Origin of the sequence: Thioalkalivibrio sp. ALE22 (assembly GCF_000381445.1) — a bacterium.
Lineage (GTDB): Bacteria > Pseudomonadota > Gammaproteobacteria > Ectothiorhodospirales > Ectothiorhodospiraceae > Thioalkalivibrio.
Map to the genome: position 1 here is coordinate 185,044 of NZ_KB906500.1, position 15,225 is coordinate 200,268.

The following is a 15,225-nucleotide window of genomic DNA, read 5'->3' on the forward strand; positions in this document are numbered from 1 at the left end:
GAGTCAGGCCTCCTCCATCGAGCAAAGCAGTGGGTGCTGATGGCTGCGGGCGTAGTCGTTCACCTGCGCCACCTTGGTCTCGGCCACATCCCGGGTAAAGATGCCGCATACTCCCTTGCCGCGCGTGTGCACGTGCAGCATCACCCGGGTGGCCTTTTCGCGATCCATGCTGAAGAAGGTCTCCAGTACCTCGATCACGAACTCCATGGGCGTGAAATCGTCGTTGAGCAGGACCACCTTGTACTGTCGCGGTGGCTTGAGCTCCGGCCTCGATTCTTCGACCGTTACCGAGTCGTCTCGATCGGGGTTTTGGGGCTTGTCATCACTCATCGGTCGAACTCGCGCCTTCAGCGGTTACTCGTTTGGGTCGTCTCCATCCTCGAATGGTTCCGGGCCGAGGCCAAGTGCCCTTACGGACACTCCGACCACCGACCCGTCCCGTCACATGTGCTTGATCATCGCCTCGCCAAAAGCCGAGCAGGCAATCGGCTCGACGTTATCCATCAGCCGCGCGAAGTCGTAGGTCACCTCGCCGGCGCTGATCGCGCCGCCCATGCCCTTCACGACCAGATCCGCCGCCTCTGGCCAGCCCAGATGCCGCAGCATCATCTCCGCAGACAGGATCAGCGAGCCGGGGTTCACCTTGTCCTGGCCGGCATACTTCGGCGCCGTGCCGTGGGTGGCCTCGAACATCGCGGTGGTGTCCGACAGGTTCGCACCCGGGGCGATGCCGATGCCACCCACCTGGGCGGCGAGCGCATCCGAGATGTAGTCACCGTTCAGGTTCAGCGTGGCGATCACCGAGTAGTCCTCCGGGCGCAGCAGGATCTGCTGCAGGAAGGCATCCGCGATCACGTCCTTGATCACGATGTCGCGGCCGGTCTTCGGGTTCTTGAAGGTCTGCCACGGGCCACCGTCCAGGTCCTTCGCACCGAACTCCTCGCGGGCCAGCTCGTAGCCCCAGGCCTTGAAGGAGCCCTCGGTGAATTTCATGATGTTGCCCTTGTGCACCAGCGTCACCGACGGGCGGTCGTTGTCGATCGCGTACTCGATCGCCTTGCGCATCAGGCGCTTGGTGCCCTCGCTGGAAACCGGCTTCACGCCGATGCCGGCGGTATCCGGGAAGCGGATCTGGGTCACACCCATCTCGTTTTGCAGGAAGTCGATGACCTTCTTCGCCTCAGGCGTGCCGGACTCGAACTCGATACCGGCGTAGATGTCCTCCGAGTTCTCGCGGAAGATCACCATGTCGGTCTTCTCCGGCGCCTTCAGCGGGCTCGGGGTGCCGTCGTAGTAGCGCACCGGACGCAGGCACACGTACAGATCCAGCTTCTGGCGCAGCGCCACGTTCAGGGAGCGGAAGCCGCCACCGACCGGCGTGGTCAGCGGGCCCTTGATGGACACGCGGTAATCCTTCACCGCCTCCAGGGTCTCGTCCGGAAGGCCCGAATCATCGTCGTAGACCCTGGTCGCCTTCTCGCCGGCATAGACCTCCATCCACTCGATCGCCTTCTTTCCGCCGTAGGCCTTCTCCACGGCCGCATCGGTCACCCGGCGCATCACCGGGGTGATATCGACCCCGATGCCGTCACCCTCGATATAGGGAATCACCGGATGATCCGGCACCTGCAGCTTCCCCTGCTCGTCGACGGTGATGCGTTCGCCCTTCTCCGGGACCTGAATGTGCTGATAGGCCATGCCAACTCCTTGTACGGAAATCGAGATCAATGGATCGGTCAATCGGATATGCCTCGATTATACATGCCGAACCGCCGTTTCCGGGGGGCTGGCGAGACTGAAATCGACCATCCGTCATGGTCGTGTGCGCCACTGCCTGCGTTATCATCCGCCGCATGACCGAACGCCTCCCCTGTCACATCACCGTGGCCGCCGTGATCGAGCACGAAGGCCGGTTCCTGTTCGTCGAGGAGACCGACGGCGGGCGCCGGGTCCTGAACCAGCCGGCCGGGCACCTGGATGCCCGCGAAGACCTCATCGAGGCGGTCGTGCGCGAGGTCCGCGAGGAGACCTCCCTCGCGTTCACCCCCGAGGCCACCCTCGGCTGCGATCTCCTGGAACTGGCCAGCGGCGCCGTCATCCTGCGCACCAGCTTCTGTGGCTCGACCACGCCCCTGCCTTCGCCCGGCCCGCGAGACCCGGCGATCCATGCCCTGCACTGGCTGACACCCGAGGCGGCCGAACGCGACTGGCCCCTGCGCAGCCCCCTGGTGATGCGCAGCATCCATCGCTACCAGGCTGGCCCGCGCCTCCCGCTCGCGGCGGTCGGCGGGCTGGTTCGGGCGGTCGCGCCATGAGCGGCGGCGAGCGCGTCATCATCGGCCTCTCCGGAGGCGTCGACTCCGCCGTCGCCGCCAGCCGCCTGCTGGAGGCCGGCTATCGCGTCGAAGGCCTGTTCATGAAGAACTGGGAGGATGACGACGACGCCGAATACTGCGCCGCCGAGGCCGACTACGCGATGGCCCGCGAGGTCGCGGATTGTCTCGAGATCCCCCTGCACAAGGCGAACTTCGCCGAGGACTACCGCCAGCGGGTGTTCGCCCAGTTCCTCCACGAATACGAGGCCGGGCGCACCCCCAACCCGGACATCCTCTGCAACCGCGAGATCAAGTTCCGTTCCTTCCTCGACCACGCGCGCGAGCTGGGCGCCCGCTGGATCGCCACCGGTCACTACGCGCGGGTCCGCCATCATGCGGACTTCAGCGAGCTGTGCATGGCGGCCGACTCGAACAAGGACCAGACCTACTTCCTGCATACCCTGACTCAGGAGCAGTTACGCCCGGCCCTGTTCCCGCTGGGGGATGTCCCGAAGGACCAGGTCCGGGAGCGGGCCCGCGAACTGGGTCTGCCGAACCACGCCCGCAAGGACTCCACGGGGATCTGCTTTATTGGCGAGCGGCGCTTCCGCGACTTTCTCGCGCAGTACCTGAACGCCGCCGAGGGCGAGATGCGCACCCCGGAGGGTCAGGTCGTCGGCCGCCACCAGGGCCTGATGTTCTACACCCTCGGCCAGCGCCAGGGTCTCGGCATTGGCGGGGTCGACGGTTTCGCCGAGGCCCCGTGGTATGTGGTCGACAAGGATCTCGAGCACAACGCCCTGGTCGTCGCCCAGGAGCCGCAGCATCCGCGACTGATGAGCCCGACGCTTGTCACCGAGCCGGTCCACTGGATCCACGACGTGCCTGCCCCGGACGAGCCGCTCCGGGCCCGCCTGCGCCACCGCCAGCCCCTGCAGGACTGCCGCATCGAGGCGCTTGCGCCGACGGGTGCCACAGTGGTGTTCGACAGCCCGCAGCGCGCCGCCACCCCCGGGCAGTCCATCGCCTTCTACCGCGGCGATGTCTGCCTGGGCGGCGCGGTGATCGCGACCCGGACCACGCTGGACCACCACGCAGGCGCCATTCAATCCGCGTCTCCCTGAGTGAGTCCGCCGGGTCACTTCCGGTATAGTGAGCCCTCCCTGGCGCCCCGCCCCCGACCACCAAGGAATGAACTGGCTTGGACCGCTCCGATCACAACCGCACGCTGGCGCTTGCCGCCCTCTTCCAGTGCGCCAGCCTGGTCAAGGATCTGGCCTGGCGCGGCAGCTGCGACGAATACGAGTTCGAGGTCCTGATCGGCAGCCTGTTTGCCTTCGATGCCGAGACACCGGAGGCGGTCTACCGCGAAGCCGTCAGCCTGAAGAGCGGCCTGGAACGCATCGAGAGCCAGCTGCAAAACGGCAGCAAGCCGCCGGACATGGAGATCACCCGCTACGCGATCGGCTTGATCTTCCTCGAGCGCAAGCTGCAAAAACGCGACGATATGCTGCAGACGCTGACCGACGGTCTGCAGGGCGCGCAACGCCAGATCGACTACTTTCACATCACCCACGAGAGCGTGATCGCGCGGCTCGCCGAGATCTACAAGGAGACCATCTCCGAACTCGGCCCGCGCATCATCGTGCAGGGGGAACAGAACAACCTCTCCAACCCGGAGACCGCCGCGCGCATTCGTGCGTTGCTGCTGGCCGGAATCCGGGCCGCGGTCCTCTGGCGCCAGGCCGGCGGATCGCGCTGGAAACTGCTTTTTGGCCGCAAGCGGCTGATTCGCGAAGCGAACCACATCCTCAATCGACTCAATACCTGAACGCGGAAGACGCATCATGAGCCACGCCGACCCGAAGAACACCCAGACCCTGTCCGCTGGCGGCCTCGACTGCCGTTACGTGCCGATCACCGACGACGCCCGCGCGAAGGATCTGCCCTTTGCCCTCAAGGTGCTGCTGGAAAACCTGCTGCGCTTCGAGGACGAGCGCACCGTCCGGCGTGCCGACATCGAGGCCCTGCTGGACTGGGACCCGAAGGCCGAGCCGGCCCAGGAGATCGCCTTCCGACCGGCCCGCGTGCTGTTGCAGGACTTCACCGGCGTGCCGGCGGTGGTCGATCTCGCCGCGATGCGCGACGCGATGGAGACCCTCGGCGGCGACCCGAAGAAGATCACCCCGCTGCAGCCGGCGGAGCTGGTGATCGACCACTCGGTCCAGGTGGATGCCCACGGCAACGCCAACGCGATGAACCTGAACGCGGAGCTGGAATACTCCCGCAACCGCGAGCGCTACAGCTTCCTCAAGTGGGGCCAGCAGGCCTTTGATACCTTCAAGGTGGTGCCACCGGACACCGGCATCGTCCACCAGGTGAACCTCGAATACCTGGCCCGTACGGTGTTCGTGGACGACCAGGCCGAGGGGGGCTGCATGGCCTACCCGGATACCCTGGTCGGTACCGATTCCCACACCACCATGATCAACGGCCTCGGCGTACTCGGCTGGGGCGTGGGCGGCATCGAGGCCGAGGCCGCGATGCTCGGCCAGCCGATCTCCATGCTGATCCCGCAGGTGGTGGGCTTCCGCCTGACCGGCAAGCTGGCCGAGGGCGCCACCGCAACCGACCTGGTGCTGGTGATCGTCGAGATGCTGCGCAAGAAGGGCGTGGTCGGGAAGTTCGTCGAGTTCTTTGGCGACGGCCTCGCCGATCTGCCCCTCGCCGACCGCGCGACCATTGCCAACATGGCACCGGAATACGGCGCCACCTGCGGCATCTTCCCGATCGACGACGAGACCCTGAACTACCTGCGCCTGACCGGGCGTGACGCCGGCCATATCGAATTCATCGAGGCCTATGCCAAGGCCCAGGGGCTGTGGCGTGACGACAGCGCCCCGATCGCCCGCTACAGCGACATGCTGGAGCTGGACCTGTCCACGGTCGAACCCAGCCTCGCCGGGCCCAAGCGCCCGCAGGACCGCATCCCGCTGAGCCAGGCCGGCGCCACCATCAGCCGCCATCTGGACACCATGCTGAAGGAGCGCGAGAGCGGCGCCGACGAACCGGCCGAGGCCGAACGCTTCGCGGCCGAGGGCGGGCATACCGCCGTGGGCGTGGAACACCAGGCGGAGGAACCCCATCACACCGCCATCGAGATGGACGGCGAGACCTTCACGCTGGATCACGGCGACATCGTGATCGCGGCGATCACCTCCTGCACCAACACCTCCAACCCGTCGGTGATGCTGGGTGCCGGCCTGGTCGCGCGCAAGGCGCGCGAGGCGGGGCTGCAGGTCAAGCCCTGGGTGAAGACCTCGCTGGCCCCCGGCTCGCGCGTGGTCACCGACTACCTGGAGAAGTCCGGCCTGCTGACCGATCTGGAGGCCCTTGGCTTTCACGTGGTCGGCTATGGCTGCACCACCTGCATCGGCAACTCGGGCCCGCTGCCGGAGCCGATCTCCGAGGCCATCATCAAGGACGACCTGATCGTCAGCTCGGTGCTCTCCGGCAACCGCAACTTCGAGGGGCGCATCCATTCCGAGGTGCAGATGAACTTCCTCGCCTCGCCGCCCCTGGTGGTCGCCTACGCCCTGGCCGGGCGCAGCAATATCGACCTGTACAACGATCCCATCGGCGAGAACGCCGAGGGCGCGCCGGTCTACCTGAAGGACATCTGGCCGACCACCGACGAGGTGCGCGAGGCCGTCGCCAGCCACGTCGGCGCCGGCAGCTTTACCAGTGCCTACGGGGATCTCTACTCCGGCGAGGAGCGCTGGCGCAACCTGGAGGCCCCCAAGGGCGAGCGTTTCGAGTGGCAGGAGGACTCCACCTACGTCCGCAATCCGCCCTACTTCAAGGGCATGGGCATGACCCCGATGCCCTGGCACGACATCCAGGGTGCGCGCGTGCTGGCCCTGCTGGGCGACTCGGTCACCACCGACCACATCTCCCCGGCCGGATCGATCGCCAAGGACAGCCCCGCCGGGAAGTACCTGGAATCCAAGGGCGTAAAGCCCGCGGACTTCAATTCCTACGGCTCGCGGCGCGGCAACCACGAGGTGATGATGCGCGGGACCTTCGCCAACGTGCGCCTGCGCAACCTGCTGGCCCCGGGCACCCAGGGCGGCGTCACACAGCACCTACCGGACGGCGAGCAGATGTCCATCTACGACGCGGCCATGCGCTACCAGGAAGAGGACACCCCGCTGATCGTGATCGCTGGTCAGGAATACGGGACCGGCTCCTCGCGCGACTGGGCCGCCAAGGGGACCCTGCTGCTGGGGGTCAAGGCGGTGATCGTCGAGAGCTTCGAGCGCATCCACCGCTCCAACCTGGTGGGCATGGGTGTCCTCCCGCTGCAGTTCCTGCCCGGCGAGAACGCGGCCAGCCACGGACTGACCGGGCGCGAGACCTACAGCATCACCGGCGTGGAGAACGGCGAGGCCCGCGAGGCGACGGTGACCGCGGTGGACGACGACGGTCAGCGCACCACCTTCACCGTGCGTGTACGCCTGGATACCCCGCAGGAGGTGGACTACTTCCGCCACGGCGGCATCCTGCCCTACGTGTTGCGCCAGCTCGCGGGTTCCGCATAAGGTTTCGGCATGGGAAGGCGGATCTCCACGGAGGCAATCCAATCCGGTCAGACACTGGCGACCGCCGTGCATGACCGCTCCGGCCGTCTCCTGATCCCCGCCGGCATGGTGCTGCAGGACAAGCAGATCCGCGTGCTGCTGTCCTGGGGCATCAGCACGGTCGAGGTGGTCGAGGACGAGCAGGCAGCGGCCAATGACGGTCAGGACGAGCCTGTGGAGCTCCCGCCCGATGTCCGGCCCACGCCGGAGATGGAGGAACAGGCCGATACCATCCTGTCCGAGCGCTTCCGCCACTGTGACGTGAACGCCCACCCCATGGACGGGTTCCACCAGCTCGCCCGCGAGCAGTTGCTGGATGAGCTGATGCGCCGCGGGCACCGGTCCCGAGGTGCATGATGACCGTCGCCGAGTTCCTCGAGCAGGACGACTCGCTGTGCAGCTTTTCCGGCAGTTACAACACGATCTTCACCCGCCTTAGCGATCCCACGGCCAACGTCGCCGGGATCACCGAGGCAGTGGAGCTGGACCCCACCATTGCCGCGAAGACGCTGCGCATGGCGAACTCCTCGCTGTACGGCTTTCCCGAGCCCATCGACACCCTGCACCGCGCGGTCTCCATCATCGGCCTGCAGCAGATGCGCCAGATCGTGCTGTCGACAATCGTCATCGAGCATTTCCGTGGATTGCCGGTCATCGGTGTCGACATGGAGTCGTTCTGGCGACACAGCATTGCGGTCGGCGTGCTCAGCCGCTCCATCGCACGGTTCCGCCGCGAGGCCAACATCGAACGGCTGTACCTCTACGGCATCATGCACGACCTGGGGCGGCTGCTGCTGTTCCTGCGCCTGGGCAGCCGCACCGAGGAACTGATCAATATCCGCGAACGCGAGCAGTGCCTGCTGTTCGAGGCCGAACGCGAGCTGCTCGGCTTCGATCATGCCGCCATCGGCTCCGCCCTGCTGGAGGAATGGGGCATGGCCCCGGCCCAGGTGGAGGCCACGCGCTACCACCATGCCCCGAAGGAGGCACGCGCCTTCCCGGTGGAAACCGCGATCGTGCACGTCGCCGACAGCATCGCGAATTCGCTGCGCCTGGGATCGTCCGGCGAGCGCTTCGTGCCCCCGGTGAGCCCCGAGACCTTCGACCGGATCGGCCTGGAGATGCCGGTCTACGAAGACATCATCGGCCACGCCCGCAAGCATCTGGACCAGATGCAGGCGATCCTCCTCGACTGAGCCCGTATGCAGGCAAAGGACGCTGTTGCATGAGCCCATCGTATCGCACGCCCGAGGAGGTGAATGCCCTCCATGAGCGCATCCGTTTCCTCGAGGAGGCCCTGGAGGCCAACGCCTACGCGATGGACGTGCTCGCCTCGACCACGGCGATCTTTGGCGACACCGACCGTAACCGCAGCCCCGAGCTGATCATCCAGAACAGCATCGAGTCCATTCGTCGGCTTCTGCCGGCACAGGACATGGCGGTCTACGTGCTGGACAACGACTGCTCCTTCAATCTCGCCTACCAGGAGCGCCCGGAGGAGCTGGAGCCGGACCTCGCGGACACCGTGGAACAGCTGATCCGCGACGGGCAGTTCTCCTGGGCGCTGCATCAGAATCACCCGGTCTGCCTCCCCTCGCCGGTCGACGGCGAGAGCGTCATGCTCCACGTGATCTCCACGCGCACCCGGATTCGGGGGATGTTCGTCGCCCGCTTCCGGCAGTCGGAGCTGCAGCGGTACGAGATGATCCTGTCGACCCTGACCATGGTGCTCTTCAATACCGCCTATGCCCTCGAGAGCGCCGACCTGTTCCAGATGATGGATCGGCGCCAGAAGGCCCTGCAGCGGATCACCGAGCGCCAGTCGCGCGAACTGCTGCACCACATGTCGCACGACTCGCTGACCAACCTGCCCAATCGCATGCTGTTCAGCGACCGCCTGTCACAGGCCATGGAGCGCCATGCCGGCGCCGCCGGTCACGTGGCGCTGATCCTGCTGGACCTCGACAATTTCAAGCGCACCAATGACTCCCTCGGCCATCGCGCCGGCGACGAGCTGATCCGCAAGGTCGCGCAGGACCTCTCCGAACTGCTGGACCATGCGCGCGAGCGTTCCGGTCGCCACCTGCGCACCACCCTGTCGCGCCTGGGCGGCGACGAGTTCGGCATCCTCGTGGAGGACAGCCAGGGGCTGGAGGGTATCGTCCGCCTGGTCACCGACGTCGTCCGCAAGACGGCAACCGAGCGCCAGATCTTCGATCAGCCGGTGGTCAGCAGCGTGTCCTGTGGTATCGCGGTGTACCCCTACGACGGCGAGGACGCGGACACCCTGCTGGGCAACGCGGATGCCGCGATGTACGAGGCCAAGCAGCGTGGGCGCAACGGGTTCCGGTTCTATACCCAGGACCTCAACGCCCGCACCTTCCGTCACTTCGAGCTGGAGAACGAACTGGGCCAGGCCATTGCCAACGAGCAGCTGGTGCTGCACTACCAGCCCAAGGTGGAGCTCGCGACCGGCCGCGTCATCGGAGCCGAGGCCCTGATCCGCTGGCAGCACCCGAAGCTGGGCCTGCTGCCGCCCGGTCACTTCATCGAACTGGCCGAGGACATGACCCTGATCGAGGAGATCGGGGAATGGGTGCTGCGCCAGGTCTGCCGCGACCTGCAATCCCTGCGCGCGGCGGAGGACGAGCTCCCGCGGGTGGCGATCAATGTCTCCGCCCGCCAGCTGCGCCAGCCGGATCTGGCCGGCGGCTTCCATCGCATCATCCGCGAGGCCGGCATCCCCACCCGCTGCATCGAGCTGGAGCTGACCGAGACCAGCATCATGGATGACCCCAAGGGTGCCGCGCGCGTCTTCCAGCGCCTGCGCCAGGTTGGCATGTCCCTGGCCGTCGACGACTTCGGCACCGGCCACGCCTCGCTGATGCAGCTCAAGCAGTTGCCGGCCGACACCCTGAAGATCGACCGTTCCTTCGTGAAGGATCTCGACCACGGCGAGGAGCATGCGCAGATCGTGCGCGCGATCGTGCTGATGGCCCGCACCCTGGGGCTCGACGTGATCGCCGAAGGCGTGGAGACCGAGCGCCAGGCGCAGATCCTGCAGGACCTCGACTGCCACACGGCCCAGGGCTACTTCTACTCGCACCCCGTCCCGTTTGCCGACTTCCGCGAGCTGCTCCGTCCAGAGGTGGCGCTACCGCTCGCGACCGCCTGACCCCGCCTTTATCCCCACAGCGTCTCTCTAGGCTTCGTCCGTCGGGCCGGTCAGGTTCGCGGGGTCCAGCAGGGCCTGCAGGCGCTCGCGCGGGATGTCGGTGTGTTCCGCCGCCACCTCGACGATCGGCCGTCCGGTCGCGTAGGCCTCCTTGGCGATACGCGCACCGGCCTCGTAGCCAATCTCCGCGTTCAGCGCCGTCACCAGGATGGGGTTGCGGTCCAGGGCGGCGCGCACGACCGCCTCGTTCACGGTGAACCCCGCGATGGCGCGGTCCGCCAGATGCCCGGCCGCACGCGCCAGCAGGCCCGTCTGATTCAGCAGATTGTCGGCGATCATCGGCAATCCCACGTTCAACTGGAAATTGCCGCCCTGCCCGGCGGCCGCGATCGCCGCATCCAGACCGATCACCTGCTGCGCGGCCATGATGACGCCCTCCGGGATCACCGGATTCACCTTGCCCGGCATGATCGAGCTGCCCGGTTGCAGGGCCGGCAGCGCGATCTCGCCCAGCCCCGCCAGCGGACCGGAGTTCATCCAGCGCAGGTCGTTGGCAATCTTGATCAGGCTGGTGGCCGTGGTGCGCAGCTGCCCCGACAGTTCCACCGCCGTGTCCTGGCTGGCGAGCCCCGCGAACCCGTTGGATTCGCGCTCGAAGGCAATGCCGGTGCGTTCCGCCAGGCGCTGTGCCACACGCTCGCCGAACGCAGCCGGGGCATTGATCCCCGTACCCACCGCGGTGCCACCGATCGCCAGCCGGTTTACCCGGTCGCGGGTCGCGCGCAGGCGTTCGACATCCAGCTCCAGCTGCGTGCGCCAGCCAGACAACTCCTGGCTCATGCGCACCGGCATCGCGTCCATCAGGTGGGTGCGCCCGGTCTTCACGATCGCGGTCAGTTCGCCCTCGCGCCGCGCGATGGTGGCGATCAGGTGACGCAGCGCCGGGATCAGTTCCTGTTCCAGCTGGGTCGATGCCGCCACGTGCAACGCGGTCGGGATCACGTCGTTCGAGCTCTGGGAACGGTTCACGTGGTCATTGGGGTGGATCGGCAGGGCCTCGCTGGAGGCCAGGCGCGCGATCACCTCGTTCATGTTCATGTTGGTACTGGTGCCCGATCCGGTCTGGTAGACATCCACCGGGAAGGCATCCGCATGTTCGCCACTGGCGATGGTCTCGGCGGCCGCGACAATGACCCCGGCCACCTCCGCCGGCAGCTGCTCCAGCGCCTGATTGGCTTCGGCACAGGCCGCCTTGGTTTGCGCCAGGGCACGAATGAAGGCCGCCGGGAGGGGGCGTCCGGCGATCTGGAAGTTGTCCACCGCACGCTGGGTCTGGGCGCCCCACAGGGCCTGCTCCGGGACCGCCACCGGTCCGAGACTGTCCTGTTCCTGACGCATTGCGGGCTTCGACATGCCGTTCTCCTGGTTGGGTCCGCGCCGGTAACCGGGGTCTCCCCGGCGCGATGCTGTATTGCAACTGAACGCCTTAGTATACTGCGCCGCCTGACTCGAACCCGACCCCGGAATGCCCATGTCCCCGAGCCCCCTGACTGCGATCAGCCCTGTCGACGGCCGCTACGCGCGCCATACCCGCGACCTGGCGCCCTACTTCTCCGAACAGGGCCTGATGCAGGCCCGCGTGCGCGTGGAGATCGCCTGGCTCAAGGCCCTGGCCGCCGAGCCGGCTATCCCCGAGGTGCCGGCCTTGACCGACGCGGCGGGTGCCTTCCTCGATGAGATCGCCTTCGGCTTCGACGAGGTCGCGGGCGCCCGGGTGAAGGAGATCGAGGCGACCACCAACCACGACGTGAAGGCGATCGAGTACTACATCAAGGAACAGATGGCGGACCGCGCCGACCTGCAGAGCCAGATCGAGTTCGTGCACTTCGCCTGCACCTCCGAGGACATCAACAACCTCGCCTACGGCGTGATGGTCCGCGAGGCCCGCGACCAGGTGATGCTGCCGGCCCTGGACAGCGTGCTCGCCCCCCTGCGCACGCTTGCCGAACGCTTCGCCGAACAACCGATGCTCGCGCGCACCCACGGCCAGCCGGCCTCCCCCACCACCATGGGCAAGGAACTGGCCAACGTGGTCGCGCGTCTGGAGCGCCAGCGCGACGAGATCGCCGCCGTCGCCTGCCGCGGCAAGATCAACGGCGCGGTCGGCAACTTCAATGCCCACAGCGTGGCCTACCCGGAGGTCGACTGGCCGGCCCTGTCGCGGCGAATGATCGAGGGCCTGGGGCTGGAACCGAATACCCACACCACCCAGATCGAGCCGCATGACTTCCTCGCCGAGCTGTTCCATGCCTTCATGCGCGCGAACACCATCCTGCTGGATGCGGCGCGCGACATCTGGGGCTATATCTCGCTGGGCTACTTCAAGCAGAAGGTTGTGGCCGGCGAAGTCGGCTCCTCGACCATGCCGCACAAGGTCAACCCGATCGACTTCGAGAACGCCGAGGGCAACCTCGGCCTGGCCAATGCCCTGTTCGATCATCTCGCGGGCAAGCTGCCGGTGTCGCGCTTCCAGCGCGATCTGACCGACTCCACCGTGCTGCGCAACATCGGCCTGGCGTTCGCCTGGTCGCTGATCGCCTACAAGGCCTTCGATCGCGGCCTCGGGAAGCTGGAGATCGAGCCCGGCCGCCTGGCGGAAGACCTGGACCAGAACTGGGAGGTCCTGGGCGAGGCGGTCCAGACCGTGATGCGTCGCTACGGCATCGAGTCGCCCTACGAGAAGCTCAAGGAACTGACCCGCGGGCAGCGCATTACGCCCGAGGCCCTGGCGGCCTTCATCGACGGCCTCGAGATCCCGGAAGAGGCCCGCGCGCGCCTGCGCGAGCTGACGCCGGGGACCTACACCGGCATCGCCGAGAAGCTCGCGCGCGACCTCTGATCCCGCACGGCATGGCGGCCCCGGATCCGAACCAACCGCTGGTCCTGCTTGGCGGGCTCACGACCGCCGAGTTTCTGCGCGACTACTGGCAGCAACGCCCGCTGCTCGTGCGCAATGCGGTCCCGGGTTTCGAGAATCCCATCGAGCCCGACGATCTTGCCGGCCTGGCGACCGATCCGGATGCCGCCAGCCGCATCGTCCGCGGGCATGTCGACCGCCAGGACTGGGACGTGGAGTACGGCCCCTTCGACGCCGAGCACCTGGGGCAGCTGCCCGCGCGCGACTGGACCCTGCTGATCACCGACGTGGAACGCTTCTGGCCCGGCGGGTCGGACTTCCTCGCCCGTTTCGACTTCATCCCGCGCTGGCGCCGGGACGACCTGATGATCTCCTATGCCCCGCCCGGGGGCTCCGTCGGGCCGCATGTGGACCAGTACGATGTGTTCCTGTTCCAGGCCGCGGGACGCCGCCGCTGGCAGATCCAGGACCCACCGGGATCGCTGGATTGCCACGACGACCTGCCGCTCGCCATCCTGCGCGAGTTCCACCCGAGCGAGACCTGGGAGCTGGGCCCCGGCGACCTGCTCTATCTGCCGCCCGGTCTGCCGCATTACGGCCTGTCCCTGGATGCGCAGTGCATGACCTGGTCGGTCGGTTTTCGCGCCCCGACCATCCTCGACGTCCTGACCGGCTTCCTCGAGGAGCGCGCGAACGTGATCGGGGATCAGGCCCGCTTCGAGGATCCGGGGCGTCACCCGGCCACCTGCCCCGCCGAACTCCCCTCCGCGGATCGAGGGGAACTGCGCGAGGCCCTGCGCGCCCTGCTCGCCGCGGAGGACCACGACCTGGACGCCTATCTTGGCCGCTTCCTGACCCGTCCCGCCGGGAATGTCGAGCTCGCTCCCGAAGACCCCGGGATCGCGGCCCGTGCCGGGGTTGCGGAACGCTTTTTCCTCCACCCCGGTATCCGCCGCGCGTGGTTCCAGGGCCCCGACGGCCCGGTCCTGTGCGTCGGTGGCAATGACTATCCCGCACAGCTCGTCGCGCCTGAGGTCCTGGAGACGTTCTGCCGCGCGGAGACGCTCAGCGTCGCGGAATGGGAGGAGGCGATCCCCGCGATCCGCCAGATCCTGGCGGACGGGCTCGAGGCGGGCTGGATCGCCCCGGAGACGCCCGCCGAGTAGCCGCCTGTACGGTGTGAGGCGTCAGGCCGCCCGGGGCAGACAAGCCCGGGCGGCGCGCTCGATCAGCTCCGGGCCGGCACCGGGCTGATGGGCCCCCTCGGTCAGGACACGCCGCCACTGCCGGGCTCCGGGCTCCCCGTGGAACAGCCCCAGAATGTGCCGGGTCAGGCGTGCCAGCGGCACACCGTCTCGCCGCATCCCCTCGGCCAGCTCCAGGAGCTCCTCCAGCACCCCCTCGCGCGTCGGGTCCTGGTCCGCATCGAAATACAGCCGGTCCACCACGGAGAGGCTCCAGGGCTCGTGGTAGGCCTTGCGTCCGAACATCACGCCATCCACCTGCTCCAGATGGGCCCGGGCACCCGATACATCATCGAGCCCGCCGTTCAGCACGATGGTCAGATGGGGGAATTCCGCCTTCAGGCGGTACACGCGGGCGTAGTCCAGCGGCGGGACATCGCGGTTGTCCTTGGGGCTCAACCCCTGCAGCCAGGCCTTGCGCGCGTGCACCACGAACACCCGGCAGCCGGCCGCGGCGACCTGTTCCACGAAGGCATGCAGGTCGGCCTCGGAGTCCTGGTCGTCGATGCCGATGCGGTGCTTGACGGTTACCGGGACCTCCACCGCGTCGCGCATCGCCGCCACACAGTCGGCCACCAGCCCCGGATCCGCCATCAGGCAGGCGCCGAACGCGCCGGACTGGACGCGGTCGGAGGGACAACCCACATTCAGGTTAATCTCGTCGAAGCCGCGATCGGCCGCGATGCGTGCCGCCTGCGCCAGCGTGGCCGGGTCCGACCCGCCCAGCTGCAACGCGATCGGGTGTTCCTCCGCGGCAAAGCCGAGCAGGCGGTCGCGATCGCCATGGATCACCGCGTTGGCATGCACCATCTCGGTATACAACAATGCCCGCCGGGTCAGCAGCCGATGGAACCGGCGACACCAGGTGTCCGTCCAGTCCATCATCGGTGCAACCGAGAACCGCGGGTCGGGAAAGTGGCCCGCGTCACCCATA

13 protein-coding genes are annotated in these 15,225 nt (G+C 67.3%); 9 read left to right on the top strand and 4 right to left on the bottom strand.

Annotation, left to right across the window (positions count from 1 at the left end):
- Positions 1–3: 3 nt before the first annotated feature.
- Together clpS and icd are read right to left on the bottom strand one after the other, a co-directional pair.
- Complete coding sequence (clpS, locus tag F793_RS0102560; RefSeq protein ID WP_018140091.1) at positions 4–330, bottom strand: ATP-dependent Clp protease adapter ClpS; 327 nt, start codon at positions 328–330, stop codon at positions 4–6.
- A gap of 111 nt (positions 331–441) precedes the next feature.
- On the bottom strand, positions 442–1,698 hold the full coding sequence (icd, locus tag F793_RS0102565) for an NADP-dependent isocitrate dehydrogenase (RefSeq protein WP_018882080.1): 1,257 nt from the start codon (positions 1,696–1,698) through the stop codon (positions 442–444).
- A 155-nt stretch (positions 1,699–1,853) separates the two neighbouring features.
- Between icd and F793_RS0102570 the strand changes: the two genes are divergently transcribed.
- The 7 genes from F793_RS0102570 (at position 1,854) to F793_RS0102600 (ending at position 10,130) form a co-directional block, all read left to right on the top strand.
- Complete coding sequence (locus F793_RS0102570) at positions 1,854–2,315, top strand: NUDIX domain-containing protein (RefSeq protein ID WP_026280842.1); 462 nt, start codon at positions 1,854–1,856, stop codon at positions 2,313–2,315.
- A complete protein-coding gene (gene mnmA / locus F793_RS0102575; RefSeq protein ID WP_018882078.1) occupies positions 2,312–3,439 on the top strand; it encodes a tRNA 2-thiouridine(34) synthase MnmA in 1,128 nt (375 codons plus the stop codon). Before F793_RS0102570 ends, mnmA begins: the two co-directional genes overlap by 4 nt.
- A gap of 77 nt (positions 3,440–3,516) precedes the next feature.
- Positions 3,517–4,146, top strand: coding sequence for a high frequency lysogenization protein HflD (gene hflD, locus F793_RS0102580; protein WP_018866334.1), 630 nt, complete (start codon positions 3,517–3,519; stop codon positions 4,144–4,146).
- 16 nt (positions 4,147–4,162) lie between these two features.
- A complete protein-coding gene (gene acnA, locus F793_RS0102585; RefSeq protein ID WP_018875490.1) occupies positions 4,163–6,916 on the top strand; it encodes an aconitate hydratase AcnA in 2,754 nt (917 codons plus the stop codon).
- Positions 6,917–6,982: 66 nt separating this feature from the next.
- Positions 6,983–7,312: a hypothetical protein gene (locus F793_RS0102590; RefSeq protein WP_018882077.1), complete on the top strand. Its 330-nt coding sequence runs from the start codon at positions 6,983–6,985 to the stop codon at positions 7,310–7,312.
- Complete coding sequence (locus tag F793_RS0102595) at positions 7,312–8,151, top strand: HDOD domain-containing protein (protein ID WP_018882076.1); 840 nt, start codon at positions 7,312–7,314, stop codon at positions 8,149–8,151. Before F793_RS0102590 ends, F793_RS0102595 begins: the two co-directional genes overlap by 1 nt.
- Before the next feature lie 29 nt (positions 8,152–8,180).
- Positions 8,181–10,130, top strand: a complete 1,950-nt coding sequence (locus F793_RS0102600) for a bifunctional diguanylate cyclase/phosphodiesterase (RefSeq protein WP_018875493.1) — start codon at positions 8,181–8,183, stop codon at positions 10,128–10,130.
- A gap of 27 nt (positions 10,131–10,157) precedes the next feature.
- Here the strand turns inward: F793_RS0102600 and F793_RS0102605 are convergent, their stop codons facing one another.
- On the bottom strand, positions 10,158–11,543 hold the full coding sequence (locus F793_RS0102605) for a lyase family protein (RefSeq protein ID WP_026280841.1): 1,386 nt from the start codon (positions 11,541–11,543) through the stop codon (positions 10,158–10,160).
- A 118-nt stretch (positions 11,544–11,661) separates the two neighbouring features.
- Between F793_RS0102605 and purB the strand changes: the two genes are divergently transcribed.
- Together purB and F793_RS0102615 are read left to right on the top strand one after the other, a co-directional pair.
- Complete coding sequence (purB, locus tag F793_RS0102610; protein WP_018882074.1) at positions 11,662–13,029, top strand: adenylosuccinate lyase; 1,368 nt, start codon at positions 11,662–11,664, stop codon at positions 13,027–13,029.
- 11 nt (positions 13,030–13,040) lie between these two features.
- Positions 13,041–14,213, top strand: coding sequence for a cupin domain-containing protein (locus F793_RS0102615; protein ID WP_018882073.1), 1,173 nt, complete (start codon positions 13,041–13,043; stop codon positions 14,211–14,213).
- A 21-nt stretch (positions 14,214–14,234) separates the two neighbouring features.
- Here F793_RS0102615 and dusA read toward each other — a convergent pair whose 3' ends face one another.
- A complete protein-coding gene (dusA, locus tag F793_RS0102620) occupies positions 14,235–15,224 on the bottom strand; it encodes a tRNA dihydrouridine(20/20a) synthase DusA (RefSeq protein ID WP_018882072.1) in 990 nt (329 codons plus the stop codon).
- Position 15,225: the final 1 nt, after the last annotated feature.

Excerpts from the sequence above, each read along its gene's own strand:
- clpS (WP_018140091.1), bottom strand. The coding sequence starts at position 330 with ATGAGTGATGACAAGCCCCAAAACCCCGATCGAGACGACTCGGTAACG.
- icd (WP_018882080.1), bottom strand. The coding sequence starts at position 1,698 with ATGGCCTATCAGCACATTCAGGTCCCGGAGAAGGGCGAACGCATCACC.
- F793_RS0102570 (WP_026280842.1), top strand. The coding sequence starts at position 1,854 with ATGACCGAACGCCTCCCCTGTCACATCACCGTGGCCGCCGTGATCGAG.
- mnmA (WP_018882078.1), top strand. The coding sequence starts at position 2,312 with ATGAGCGGCGGCGAGCGCGTCATCATCGGCCTCTCCGGAGGCGTCGAC.
- acnA (WP_018875490.1), top strand. The coding sequence starts at position 4,163 with ATGAGCCACGCCGACCCGAAGAACACCCAGACCCTGTCCGCTGGCGGC.
- F793_RS0102595 (WP_018882076.1), top strand. The coding sequence starts at position 7,312 with ATGACCGTCGCCGAGTTCCTCGAGCAGGACGACTCGCTGTGCAGCTTT.
- F793_RS0102600 (WP_018875493.1), top strand. The coding sequence starts at position 8,181 with ATGAGCCCATCGTATCGCACGCCCGAGGAGGTGAATGCCCTCCATGAG.
- F793_RS0102605 (WP_026280841.1), bottom strand. The coding sequence starts at position 11,543 with ATGTCGAAGCCCGCAATGCGTCAGGAACAGGACAGTCTCGGACCGGTG.
- purB (WP_018882074.1), top strand. The coding sequence starts at position 11,662 with ATGTCCCCGAGCCCCCTGACTGCGATCAGCCCTGTCGACGGCCGCTAC.
- F793_RS0102615 (WP_018882073.1), top strand. The coding sequence starts at position 13,041 with ATGGCGGCCCCGGATCCGAACCAACCGCTGGTCCTGCTTGGCGGGCTC.
- dusA (WP_018882072.1), bottom strand. The coding sequence starts at position 15,224 with ATGGGTGACGCGGGCCACTTTCCCGACCCGCGGTTCTCGGTTGCACCG.